The following is an 11,842-nucleotide window of genomic DNA, read 5'->3' on the forward strand; positions in this document are numbered from 1 at the left end:
GGATCGGGGCGGACCTGGCGCTCGGCGAGGCGAGCGGCCTGATCGGCGAGCTGCGGGAGCTGACCGCCGCCGACCCGCTGGCCGAGCGCCCGCGTGCCCTGCTCATGCGGGCGCTGGCCGCCGCGGGCCGCCAGGCCGACGCGCTCGCCGTCTACGCGCAGGCAAGGGAGCTGCTCGCCGACCGGCTCGGGGTCGACCCGTCTCCCCAGCTCGAGGAGGTCTACCTCGCCGTACTCCGGCAGGAGGTCCCGCGCCAGCCACCCGTCGCGGCCGCCGCTCCTTCCCTTTATCCCGAACGGACAGCGGCGGCTGCCCCGGCGCCAGCTCCTGCGCCGGCGGGCGCTGGCCGGCTTTCCGGCGGGCAGCGCCCGCCGACCAGCTTCGTCGGCAGGGACGACGACGTCCGCGGCGTGCTGAAGAAGCTGGCGGAGGAACGGCTGGTCACGCTCACCGGGCCCGGTGGCGTCGGCAAGACGCGGCTGGCGGCCGAGGCGGCTGCCCGGCAGGGCGCTCCGGCGTGGTTCGCGGAGCTGGCCCCGGTCAGCGAGCCCGCCGAGGTGCCGTACGCGGTGCTCGACGCGCTCGGCCTGCGCGAGCGGGTGATCGCCCGGCACGGCGCGGACGCCGGCGCGGCCGACCCGGTGGACCGGCTCTGCGACGCGCTCGCCGGCCGGGACGCGGTGCTGGTCCTCGACAACTGCGAGCACGTGATCGAGGTGGCCGCCCGGCTGGCCGGGCGGGTCCTGGCCGGCTGCGCGCGGGTGCGGATCCTGGCGACGAGCAGGGAGCCGCTGCGCATCGACGGGGAGACCCTCTGGGTCGTCTCCCCGCTGGCCGTCCCTCCCGTCCCGCCCGGATCCGCGGCCGATGCCGCGGATCCGGGCGCCCCTGGCGCCCCGGATGCGCTCGCCCCCGCCGCCCCCGCCGTCCCTGGCGCTCCCCGAGCGGAGGCCGGCGATATCTCCCTCTATCCGGCGGTCCGGCTGTTCCGCGACCGGGCGGCCGCCGTGCTGCCGTCCTTCGCGGTCGACGCGGGCAACGCGCCCGCGGTGGCGCGGATCTGCCGGGCGCTTGACGGGATGCCGCTGGCCATCGAGCTGGCGGCGGTCTGGTCCCGCACGCTGACGCCCGCCCAGCTGGCCGAACGGCTCGACGACCGGTTCGCGCTGCTCACCGGCGGCAGCCGGACCGCGCTGCCCAGGCACCAGACGCTGCGCGCGGTCGTCGAGTGGAGCTGGAACCTGCTGTCGGAGCCGGAGCGCGTGCTGGCACGGCGCCTGGCGGTCTTCCCGGGCGGCGCCACGCTGGCCGCGGCCGAGCAGGTGTGCGCCGGCTCGGGGCTGTCCGGTGCGGCCGTGCTGCCCGCGCTGTCCGGCCTTGTCGGCAAGTCGATCCTCACCGTGGCCGACGGCGCGGGCGCTTCCGGGTCCCGGTACCGCATGCTGGAGACCGTGCGCGCCTACGGCCTGGAGCAGCTGGCGGCAGCGGGGGAGGAGACCGCGGTCAGGGACGCGTTCGCCGCCTGCTACCTGGGTTTCGCCGAGGCCGCCGATCCGCTGCTGCGCACCGCCGAGCAGGCACGCTGGTTCCGCGAGCTGACCGCGGAGCAGGACAACATGTACGCGGCCCTGCGCTGGGCGATCGGCCGCGGCGACGCGCCCGGCGCGCTGCGCTTCGTGCGGGCGCTCGGCTACTACTGGATCCAGCGCGGTCGGGGCGAGGGGGACACGCTGGCCCGCGAGGTCCTGCAGCTGCCGCCGCCCGCCGAGTCGCTGCTGATCGCCGAGGCGCGGGTGGTGTGCGCGGTCATGTCGATCAGCGCGTCCCTGGAGATCGACGCCGTCCGGGAGCCGCTCGCCGAGGCGCTCGCGAGCATGCACAGGTGCGCCGCGGGCAGCGCGGCCATCCACCCGATCGCCGCGATGGGCGAATCCATGGTGGCCATCTACGACGGTGACGCCGCTGGCGCCCTCGCCCTGATCGGTGGGTACACCACTGCGGACGATCCCTGGCTGCGGGCCGCCGCGCGCATGTTCCGCTCGGCCTACACCGCCATGTTCGGCCAGCTGGACGGCGTGGAAGCCGACTGCGCGGCGGCGCTTGCCGAGTTCCGGTCGATCGGCGACGCGTGGGGGGTCGCGATGTCGCTCATGCAGCTCGCCGAGTTCGCCGAGCTGCGCGCGGATCACGCGGCGGCGGTGGCCGCGCTCGAAGAAGCCGAGCAGATCGGCCGCACGCTGGACGCGTGGGGGGACATGGCGTACATCGCCGGCATGCTGGCCGTCGCGCGGGCGCGGGCAGGCGACATCGACCGCGCCGATGACGACCTGCGCCGGGGCGAGCGTTCCGCGGCCGGGCACGCCGCGGTCCTGGCGAGTGAGTGGTTTCACCTCACGCGCGCCGAGCTGGCCTGGCGGGCGGGGGACCTGCCCGCGGCGGCGCGCAGCTGCGAGCTCGCGCTGGCATCGCTGAAGAACAGGCAGGCGCGGTGGTGGCTGTCGCTGCGATCCCAGGTCGAGACGAGGCTCGCCCTGGTCGTGCTCGAAGAAGGCGACACGGCCCGCTGCCGGGAGCTGCTCGCCGCGGCGCTGCCCGCCGCCCGCGACTGGGTGGAGCTCCCGCCGCTGGCCGCGCTGATCGACGCCGCGGCCGCGCTCGCCCTCCACGGCAGGCGCGCCGCCGGCGCGGACCCGGGCGCCGGCGCGGACCTGGCCGCCACGCTGCTCGGCGCCGCCCACTCGATCCGCGGCGCGTTCGACGAGAGCAGCCTGGCCGCTCCGCGGGTGCGGGCGGCGGCCAGGCGGGCACTCGGCGAGCCGGGGTTCGACGCCGCCTACTCCCGCGGCAGGGAACTCAGCCGCGACCAGGCGCTTGAGCTGACCGCGCGGACCATATCAGCCGGCTGACCGAGCCGCGACCGTCACAAGGGGCTGCCACGTGCACCTGGTCTCCAGAGTTCGACGGTCCCGCCTGGCGGGTGGTACCCATTCGGACGATTTGTCCGGATTAAGGTAGTTAGTCCCGCTTGCGGTTGCCGCGCGTGCTGGCGGTGGGGCCCCCAGCGCCAAGCCTATTGGCGGCGGGGGCCCCACCGCCGATAGCCGCCGGGACCGTGCCAGCCCGGAGCGGTCCCCGGACTGGCAGGTTATTACCGGGCAGGCTCTCTCAGCTGTCCCCGGTCATCTGGCTAGGCCGGCCGCCGCCGGCTCAGGTCCGGCGGCGGTAGGCGGCCACCGCGAGCGGGGCGAACACGAGGAAGATGCCCAGCGCCCACAGCAGCGACTTGACCACCGGGCCGGCCGCAGGGCCGGCGGCCGGGCCGCCGGCCAGCAGGGCGCGTTCCGCCTCGGTCAGGTAGGTGATCGGGTTGACCTTCACGAACGCCTGCAGCCAGCCCGGCATCGTCGTCAAGGGCACCAGCAGGTTGCTGCCGAAGACCAGCGGGAACATCGCGAGGAACCCGAAGAGCTGGACCGACTGCGGCGTCTTCACCAGCAGCCCGATCAGCGCGGAGAACCAGCACATGGCGAGGGCGAACAACAGCAGCAGCAGGCAGCCGGCGGCCGCCGAGATCGGGCTGGTGCCGATGCGGAACCCCAGGATCATCCCGAAGCCGAGCGTCACCGCGACCGAGATGACGTAGCGGACCATGTCGCCGAGCACCGCCCCGGCCAGCGGCGCCCAGCGGGCGATCGGCAGGCTGCGGAACCGGTCGAAGACGCCGGTGGTGATGTCCTGGTTGAGCATGAAGCCGGTGCCCAGGGTGGCGAACACCACGGTGAGCACGAGGATGCCCGGCAGCTCGAACTGCAGGTACGTGTGGGTGTTCCCGGAGATCGCGCCGCCGAACACGTAGGTGAACAGCAGCAGGTACATGATCGGCGTCAGGCTCAGCCCGAACAGGTCCTCGGCGTTCGTCTTGATCTTCAGCACACTGCGCCAGGTCAGCGTCAACGAGTTCCGCAGGCCCGTCACGGGGCTGAGCCGGCGGGCCGGTGCGGGGGCGGGTGCGGGGGCGAACGTCGTCGTCATCGGGAGCTCCCGTTCATCTCCGGTACCTGCAGGTCGTCGCCGGCCTCGGGCTCGCCGGCCCCGGCCTCGGGCTCGCGGCGCCCCGTGAGGACCAGGAAGACTTCGTCCAGGCTGGCCCTGCGGAGCGCGAACTCGCTGAGCTCGATGCCCCTGTCGTCGAGTGCGCGGACGATCACCGGCAGCTGCCTGCCGTCGGCGACCTGGACGGTCACCCGCCCCGACTCCTCGCCGACGACGGGCACCGCCGCCGTCAACTCCGCGAGCAGCGCCGCGACCGCGCCGAGGCTGGCGCGGTCGGCCGGGGTGACCTCGAGCACCTGCTGGCCGGTCCTGGCCTTCAGCTCATCGGGCGTGCCTGTCGCGATCACGGTCCCGTGGTCGATGACCGCGATGTCGTGCGCGAGCTGGTCCGCCTCGTCCAGGTACTGCGTGGTGAGCAGCACGGTCGTGCCGTCCGCGACCAGGCCGCGCATCATCGCCCACACCTCGTTCCTGCTGTGCGGGTCGAGCCCGGTCGTCGGCTCGTCAAGGAACAGCACCCGGGGCCGCCCGACCAGGCTGGCGGCCAGGTCCAGCCTGCGCCGCATCCCGCCGGAATAGGTCTTCACGATCCGTCCCGCCGCGTCGGACAGCTCGAAGCGCTCGAGCAGTTCGGCGGCACGGGCGCGCGCGGCGGCGCGCGAGATGCCGAGCAGCCGCCCGATCATGATCAGGTTGTTGGTCCCCGACAGGCCCTCGTCCACCGACGCGTACTGCCCGGTGAGCCCGATCAGCTGCCGCACCCGGTGCGCGTCGCGCTGGACGCTGTACCCGCAGACGCGCGCCTCGCCGCCGTCCGGCCGAAGCAGCGTGGCGAGGATCCGGACGGCGGTCGTCTTGCCGGCGCCGTTCGGCCCGAGCAGGCCGAGCACGGTCCCCGCGCGCGCCGTCAGGTCCACGCCCGCCAGCGCGGTCGTCTTGCCGAACCGCTTGACGAGCCCGCGTGCCTCAACGGCGTAGGTTTCTTCTGCCATACCGCCATGGTCCACCCGTCCGCTGTCAGACCCCGCACGAACCGCTGTCACCCCGCCCGCGCCGCTGTCATCCCGCGCACCGGCCGACCCGGCTATTATGCGGCGGAGAGCACATCCCATTCGCGGCAGTCAGGGAGGCCCGGCATGGCGGACAGCGACATGGCGTGGGCCAAGGTTGACCCCACGTATGTCCCGCCGGAGATCGACACGACCAAGCCAAGCGTGGCGCGGGTCTACGACGCCATCCTCGGCGGCAAGGACAACTTCGCGGTGGACCGCGCGGTCGCCGAGCAGGCGGTCAGGGCGATGGGCGACGGCGGCAGCGGAGCTCGCCTCAACCGGGCGGCGCTTGGGCGCGCCGTGCGGTTCATGTCCGGCCTGGGCATCGCCCAGTTCCTCGACCTCGGCTCCGGCCTGCCCACCGCGCAGAACACCCACCAGATCGCCCAGGCGGTCAACCCCGCCGCCCGCGTGGTGTACGTGGACAACGACTACAGCGCCTACATCCACGGCCTGGCGCTGCTCGTGGACAACGCCTCGACCACCGTCGTCCTCGGCGACGTCAGGGACCCGGACAAGCTGCTCGCGACGCCAGGGGTCGCCGACTTCCTCGACTTCGCCCAGCCGGTCGGCCTGATCCTCAACGCGGTCATCCACCACGTCCTGGACGAGGAGGACCCCTACGGCATCGTCTCCAGGTACAAGGAGGCGCTGGTACCAGGCAGCTACATGCAGCTGACTCACTTCTGCGACGCCTCCGCGGAGGCCCGGGCGAACGAGCAGGTGCTGCGGCAGAGCCTCGGCCGCGGGCAGACGCGCAGCCGCGAGCAGATCGTGCGGTTCTTCGACGGCCTCGACCTCGTGGAGCCCGGCGTGGTCTTCCTGCCGCTGTGGCGTCCCGAGGAGCCGGTGCCGCTGCCGCTTGACACGGGCAGCACGCTCATGCTTGGCGGCGTCGGCCGCAAGCCCTGACCTGCGGCGCGGCCGTTCAGCGCGCGCCGGCCCGGGCCCCGTCAGCGCGCGGCGACCGCCGCGGCGTCCGCGATCTGCGCGGTCAGGCCGTGCACCAGCCTGGCGCCTTCGGCGACCTCGTGCCGCATGGTGAAGATGGCGATCAGCCGCTGCCCGCCCAGGTCGGGCTCCTGCCCGGGAACGCGCGGCCACGGATGGGTGATCTCGGCGATCTTGGCCTTCATCCCGTCGAGCCGCAGGCCGGCCTCGGCGACCGGCCACTGGTCGAGCGGGTGGCCGCCGTCGGCGCCGGTCATGGCGGGCTGGTGCGTGACGACGGTCTCGATGGCCTGGTTGAACGCGCGCCGGGCGTCCGAGTACTGCACGCTCGCCAAGATCGCGTGCCCCCACCCGAGCGCGCTGGTGATGAAGACGTCACCGGGCGTGCCCGCGGGCTGCACCCGCGCGAGCCGGAACGCCGCCGGCGTACATCGCGAGCCACGCCCGGCGAACGCGAGCACGGCGTCGGGGCGGCCCCGGCCGTCGCCGGTCACGGCGTGCACGGCTGCCCAGTCCCACGCCGGTGTCAGCGAGGCCAGCACCGCCGGGTTCCTGAACCGGTAGCCGCTCGCCCCGGCCGGCTCGCACCGCGACAGCGGCGCCGCGAACTGCAGGTCGCCGCCCGGCATGCCGTGCCCGGCGGCGAACAGCGCGCCGCGCGCCGCCTCGAGCAGGATCCACCTGACCGAGTTGTCCCCGGCCCGGTAGGCGTCCGCCGCCGCGCCGGTCCAGTACAGGTGGGCGCTGACCGCCAGCGCGGTGAGCGGCGCATGCCTGGCAAGACGGCGCTGGCCGCAGGCCGCCTGGCGCAGCGTGCAGCCGAGCCCGCCGAACTCGGCCGGCAGCGCGACGTTCAGGTAGCCGACGTCGCCGAGCTTGGCGATGTCCCTGGTCATTGCCGCGGCGACATCCGCGCCGGCCGGGATGCTGTCCGGCAGCCCGCCCGAGTCCCTCAGCGTCCCGCCAAGCCGCTCCAGCAGTCCGTCGGAGAGCAGGTCACGAGGCCTGATCGCTGCCATGGACCGGTTCCCTCCCTGGAGATTGCTCCGTCAAGGACATCACGCAAGCAAAGATAAGTCAACTTTGTTGATGGGAAATATATGCTTTGTTCGGACACCACAACGATCCGCGCTCTCCGCCTCAGCGCGGACCCGTGCCGAGGACGCGCACCGGGCGCCCTGCGGCGAAGGCGGCGATGTCCTCGACGGCGTCGCCGTAGAACGCCCGGTATCCATCATCGGTCACATATCCCACGTGCGGGGTCAGCACTGTCCGCGGGGCCACGCGCAGCGGATGTCCCCCCGGCAGCGGTTCCTCATCATAGACGTCAAGCGCGGCACCCGCGATAGCCCCGGCGTGCAGGGATGCGAGCAGAGCGTCCTCGTCGACGATCGGCCCGCGGGAGGTGTTCACAAGGAACGCGGTGGGCTTCATCAGCCCCAGCTCGCGCGCGCCGATCAGCCCGGCCGAACGCTCGCTCAGCTTGTAGTGCACGGTGATCACGTCGCTGACGGCGAACAGCTCGTCCTTGCCGACCGGGCTCACGCCAGCCTCCGCGGCGACCGCCGGCGACAGGTTCTGGCTCCACCCGAGCACCTCCATGCCGAACGCCAGCCCGACCGCCGCCACCCGCCGGCCGATGGTGCCCAGCCCCACCACGCCAAGCGTCCGGCCGCGCAGCCCGAACCCCACCGTCTGCTGCCAGCCCCCCGCGCGGATCCGCCGGTCCTCTTCAGGCACGTGCCGGACGAGCGCCAGGATCAGCGCCCAGGTCAGCTCGGGGGTGGCCCCGGCGCTGCCGCGGGTGCCGCACACGGTCACGCCGGCCGCGTCCGCCGCCGCCAGGTCGATCGACGCGTTCGCCATCCCGGTCGTGACCAGCAGCCGCAGCCCGGGCAGCAGCCGGATGCGCTCGGCGGTGAACGGGGTGCGCTCCCGCATCGCCACGATGACGTCGAACGGCCGCAGTTCGGCCACCAGGTCGGCGGTGTCGGCGATGTGGGCGTGGAACGGCGTCACCTCCGCCGCGTCCAGGGCCGTCCAGTCGGCGCTGGCCAGGGCCACCCGCTGGTAGTCGTCGAGGATGGCGATGCGCAAGTCAATTCCTCCAAACGGTCCGTGGCGACTCTATCCGCCGCGCCCGTCCGCAGTCAGCACGGGCGACCCGGCTGATACGGTCTGTCCCATGACTTGGCTGGACACCCTCGCCGACAAGGCCCTGGACCGTGAGCTCCCCACGAGGCAGGAGGCGCTGGCGGTGCTCGCCAGCGGCGACGACGAGCTGCTCGACGTCGTGGCGGCCGCGTTCCGCGTCCGGTGCCGCTTCTTCGGCCGCAGGGTCAAGCTGAACTACCTGGTCAACATCAAGAGCGGGCTGTGCCCGGAGGACTGCTTCTACTGCTCCCAGCGCGTGGGCTCGGCCGCGGACGTGCTCAAGTACACATGGCTGAAGACCGACGAGGTGGTCGCGAGCGCGGCGGCAGGCGTGGCCGGCGGCGCCCGGCGCGTCTGCCTGGTCGCCAGCGGCCGCGGCCCGACCGACCGGGATGTCGACCGGGTGTGCGACACGGTCGCCGCCGTCAGGGCGCGGCATCCCGACGTGGAGGTGTGCGCCTGCCTGGGCCTGCTCACCGACGGGCAGGCGGAGCGCCTGCGCGCCGCGGGCACCACGGCCTACAACCACAACCTGAACACCTCGGGCGGCCACTACGCGGACATCTGCTCCACGCACGAGTACGCGGACCGGGTGTCCACGGTGACCGTAGCCAAGGAGGCGGGCCTTTCCCCGTGCTCGGGCCTGATCGCCGGCCTGGGGGAGACCGACGAGGACCTGGTGGACGTCGCGTTCGCGCTCCGCTCGCTCGAGCCGGACTCGGTCCCCGTGAACTTCCTTGTCCCCTTCGAGGGCACCCCGCTGGCCGGCCAGTGGAACCTCACCCCGCAGCGCTGCCTGCGGATCCTGGCGATGGTGCGCTTCGTCTGCCCGGACGCCGAGGTCCGCCTGGGGGCCGGCCGCGAGATCCACCTGCGCACCCTGCAGCCGCTGGCGCTGCACGTCGTCAGCTCGATCTTCCTCGGCGACTACCTGACCAGCGAGGGCCAGCCCGGCCGCGCCGACCTGGCGATGATCGCCGACGCCGGCTTCACCGTCGAAGGCGCCCCCGCCGCCCCCGCCGCCGCGGCCCCCGCCGCCACGGCCCCCGCCACCCCGCGTCCCGATCTCGTGCACATCCGCCGCCGCGGCCCAGGCACCTCCCTCCCCGCCAACACCTAGCGACGCAGGCGACGCGGCCGTTGCGGGGTCCCGTCGCCACGGCCCGCGCCGCGCCAGGCCGGTGGGCCGACCGCGGCGAAGCGGTTTCCCCGGCGCCCCACCAGTCCCGCAAGTGCCACTTCGCACACTCCTTGCATGGACAAATCGCCCATAACGGTCAGGAAATCGTCATGGAGTGTGCAAAGTCGCACGCCAGCGGCCCGGCACCGGCTCTTCACCAAGCGAACTCGCGCCCGCGCGTGAGTCGGAGCTACGGCGCCGCACGGCAGGCGGGCCGCCGCTGCGCGATCATGGCGCGATGGGGATCATCGAACTCGAGCGGATGGCCGCCATGCACTGGCGAGCGTCGGAGGAGGAGTGGCTGGGGAAGTGGCTGCTCCGCGCGGCCGCCGGCTTCACCGGGCGCGCGAACTCGGCGCTCCCCCTCGGCGACCCGGGCCTGCCGCTCGACGATGCCCTCGCCGCCGTGCGCCGCTGGTACCGCGCGCGGGGACTGCCGCCCATGATCGCCGTACCGCTCCCGCTAGCGGGTGGCGAGGCCGGTGCGGAAGGCTCGGCTCTGCACCACCTCGACAATCAGTTGTCCGAACGAGCATGGGTGACTCGCCCGGGTCCCGCCTTCGTGATGACGGCCGGCCTTGGCAGGCTGCCGGCGCCGCCGGAGCTTCCCGATCACGCCGAGTTCCGCGTGGACGCGGTCCCTGACGATGCCTGGCTCGGGGCTTACCGCTACCGGGGCCAACCGAACCGCTCGCCGGCCCTTCGCGCGATCCTCGTGTCGGCGCAGGCCCAGGCGTTCGCGAGCATCCGCTTCGGCGCCGAACCGGTCGCGATCGGCCGGCTGTCGATCACCGGGGCCTGGGCCGGGATCACCGCGGTCGAGGTCGACCCGCAATGGCGCCGAATGGGCTTGGGCAGGCTGCTCACGCTCGCCATCTGCGCCGAAGCCGCGCAACGCGGCGCGACACGGGTGTTCCTGCAGGTAGACACCGGGAACACGGCAGCGGCGAACCTCTACGAGCACTGCGGTTTCGCGTACTCCCACCGCTTTCACTACCGGATCGCCCCGACGTAGCCGCCATCACCCGCCTGCCACCCGCCGCCTTACCCGCAGCCGGGACGCGGGCCGCCGTCGCGGCTTAAGTCTCCTTGTGCAACAGCGCTTATGCGCCGCACCTGCGGCGACACGCCGTGAGCGAGCGGGTGCTTCGGTAACGGCAGGGTTCTCGTTACGTTTGTCATCATGGCTACCCGTGTGCCCAGGGGCCCGGCTCGCCCGCGCGGCGGGCGGGCAGACGCTACCCGCGACGAGTTCTCCTACGACGACTCGGCCGAGGTCATACTCCCGAGCCCGCCGCCTGACGGCGCCCGGCCACGGGTGCCCAGGGGAAATGCAGGGACGGCCAGGGGGGCGAAAGGCGGGACGGCCCGCGGGGTCAAAGGGGGGACGGGCAGTGCCCCCGCGGGGGGCATGGGGGGACGCGCAGTCTCCCCGATGGCGGGTCGCCGGGGGGGCTCGGCCCCCCGGGGGAAGCGGAAAGGCGCGACGGGTCGTTCGGGGAAAAATGCGGGCCGTTCCGGTGCCAGCGGGAAGAAGGCGGCGGCGGGCAAGCGGGCGGTGCCCCGTAGCCACAACCCCGTCGTGATCCTCGCCCGGTGGATCTACCTGACGGTCGCGGCGGGCTGGATGCTGGTCGCGGGAACGGTAGGGTTCGCGGTGCGCCGGGTCGGCCGCACCGCGCGGGACCTGCACCCTGATCACCGGCGGGACGGCGTGGGACTGTTCTGCCTCGCCCTGGCGATCGTGTTCGCGGCCGCGGTGTGGGTGCGGATGGACAACCCCGCGGGCCGGGCGATCTACGACCTGACAAGCGGCGCGCTCGGCGAGGGCGCGTTCACGCTGCCGCTGCTGCTGGCGCTGCTGGGATGGCGGTTCATGCGGCATCCGGACCGGAACTCAGAAACGTCGCGCGCGGCGATCGGCTGGGCGGCGCTGCTCATCGGCGTGATCGGGCTCATCCACATCGCGAAGGGCACACCGCACCCGTCGGACGGCGTGAGCGCGATCAGGACCGCGGGCGGGTTCGTCGGCTACGCGGTCTCCGCGCCGCTGGTGGCCCTGCTCACGCCCTGGGTGGCGACGCCGCTGCTCGGCCTGGTCGCCGGCTTCGGGGTGCTCGTGATCACCGGCACGCCGGTGCGGCAGGTGCCGGCCAGGCTGCGTGAGCTCGGGGTGGTGTTCGGCTTCGCAAGCGGCGAGCCGGACGGCGAGCACGCCGGCGACGAGGCCGCCTACGGCGCGGACGGCCCGGGGCGCGGTGAGATCGGCCGGTCGATCCGGCTCCGCCCGCAGGCGATCGAGGCGGGCGAGCACGTCAAGCCCTACGACACCCCGGTGCTCGGCCCGGGCGGTCGCCGAGTCGGACCCGGCGGCGCCGACGGCACTGGCGCGGTGGGCAGCGCGGCGGCCCGCGCCGGCGAGGCCAGGATCGGGGAGGACCTGCTCGAGGAG

9 protein-coding genes are annotated in these 11,842 nt (G+C 73.6%); 5 read left to right on the plus strand and 4 right to left on the minus strand.

The window, feature by feature from the left end; all coding sequences use genetic code 11:
- On the plus strand, positions 1 to 2,906 hold a 2,906-nt coding region (locus Q1N79_RS06135), incomplete at its 5' end, for a BTAD domain-containing putative transcriptional regulator (protein ID WP_300605454.1).
- Between the two features lie 301 nt (positions 2,907 to 3,207).
- Here the strand turns inward: Q1N79_RS06135 and Q1N79_RS06140 are convergent.
- Entirely contained in the window at positions 3,208 to 4,032 is an 825-nt protein-coding gene (locus Q1N79_RS06140; RefSeq protein WP_300605456.1) for an ABC transporter permease, read from the minus strand.
- The gene (locus Q1N79_RS06145) at positions 4,029 to 5,045 is read right to left on the minus strand and encodes an ATP-binding cassette domain-containing protein (RefSeq protein ID WP_300605458.1); all 1,017 of its coding nucleotides are present in this window, start codon (positions 5,043 to 5,045) and stop codon (positions 4,029 to 4,031) included. The genes Q1N79_RS06140 and Q1N79_RS06145 overlap by 4 nt, the downstream gene beginning before the upstream one ends.
- 144 nt (positions 5,046 to 5,189) lie before the next feature.
- On the opposite strand from Q1N79_RS06145, the gene Q1N79_RS06150 reads away from it, so the two are divergent.
- The gene (locus Q1N79_RS06150; RefSeq protein ID WP_300605460.1) at positions 5,190 to 6,017 is read left to right on the plus strand and encodes an SAM-dependent methyltransferase; all 828 of its coding nucleotides are present in this window, start codon (positions 5,190 to 5,192) and stop codon (positions 6,015 to 6,017) included.
- Positions 6,018 to 6,058: 41 nt separating this feature from the next.
- Here Q1N79_RS06150 and Q1N79_RS06155 read toward each other — a convergent pair whose 3' ends face one another.
- Both Q1N79_RS06155 and Q1N79_RS06160 read right to left on the minus strand, forming a co-directional pair.
- Entirely contained in the window at positions 6,059 to 7,075 is a 1,017-nt protein-coding gene (locus Q1N79_RS06155) for an acyl-CoA dehydrogenase family protein (RefSeq protein ID WP_300605462.1), read from the minus strand.
- A 121-nt stretch (positions 7,076 to 7,196) separates the two neighbouring features.
- Positions 7,197 to 8,153 (minus strand): D-2-hydroxyacid dehydrogenase family protein, encoded by a 957-nt coding sequence (locus Q1N79_RS06160; protein WP_300605464.1) that lies wholly within the window; start codon positions 8,151 to 8,153, stop codon positions 7,197 to 7,199.
- A gap of 88 nt (positions 8,154 to 8,241) precedes the next feature.
- On the opposite strand from Q1N79_RS06160, the gene bioB reads away from it, so the two are divergent.
- The 3 genes from bioB to Q1N79_RS06175 all read left to right on the plus strand — a co-directional run.
- Positions 8,242 to 9,330 carry a biotin synthase BioB gene (gene bioB / locus Q1N79_RS06165; RefSeq protein WP_300605466.1) on the plus strand — a complete coding sequence of 363 codons (1,089 nt, stop codon included), beginning with the start codon at positions 8,242 to 8,244 and terminating at the stop codon, positions 9,328 to 9,330.
- A 298-nt stretch (positions 9,331 to 9,628) separates the two neighbouring features.
- Positions 9,629 to 10,405, plus strand: coding sequence for a GNAT family N-acetyltransferase (locus Q1N79_RS06170; protein WP_300605468.1), 777 nt, complete (start codon positions 9,629 to 9,631; stop codon positions 10,403 to 10,405).
- 543 nt (positions 10,406 to 10,948) lie between these two features.
- On the plus strand, positions 10,949 to 11,842 hold an 894-nt coding region (locus tag Q1N79_RS06175), incomplete at its 3' end, for a DNA translocase FtsK 4TM domain-containing protein (protein ID WP_300605470.1).

The organism is Trebonia sp., from assembly GCF_030042015.1.
In the GTDB taxonomy this organism is placed as follows: Bacteria; Actinomycetota; Actinomycetes; order Streptosporangiales; family Streptosporangiaceae; genus Trebonia.

Bases quoted from the DNA above. Each gene is read 5' to 3' on its own strand.
- Q1N79_RS06145 (WP_300605458.1), bottom strand. From the start codon at position 5,045: ATGGCAGAAGAAACCTACGCCGTTGAGGCACGCGGGCTCGTCAAGCGG.
- Q1N79_RS06140 (WP_300605456.1), bottom strand. From the start codon at position 4,032: ATGACGACGACGTTCGCCCCCGCACCCGCCCCCGCACCGGCCCGCCGG.
- bioB (WP_300605466.1), top strand. From the start codon at position 8,242: ATGACTTGGCTGGACACCCTCGCCGACAAGGCCCTGGACCGTGAGCTC.
- Q1N79_RS06155 (WP_300605462.1), bottom strand. From the start codon at position 7,075: ATGGCAGCGATCAGGCCTCGTGACCTGCTCTCCGACGGACTGCTGGAG.
- Q1N79_RS06170 (WP_300605468.1), top strand. From the start codon at position 9,629: ATGGGGATCATCGAACTCGAGCGGATGGCCGCCATGCACTGGCGAGCG.
- Q1N79_RS06150 (WP_300605460.1), top strand. From the start codon at position 5,190: ATGGCGGACAGCGACATGGCGTGGGCCAAGGTTGACCCCACGTATGTC.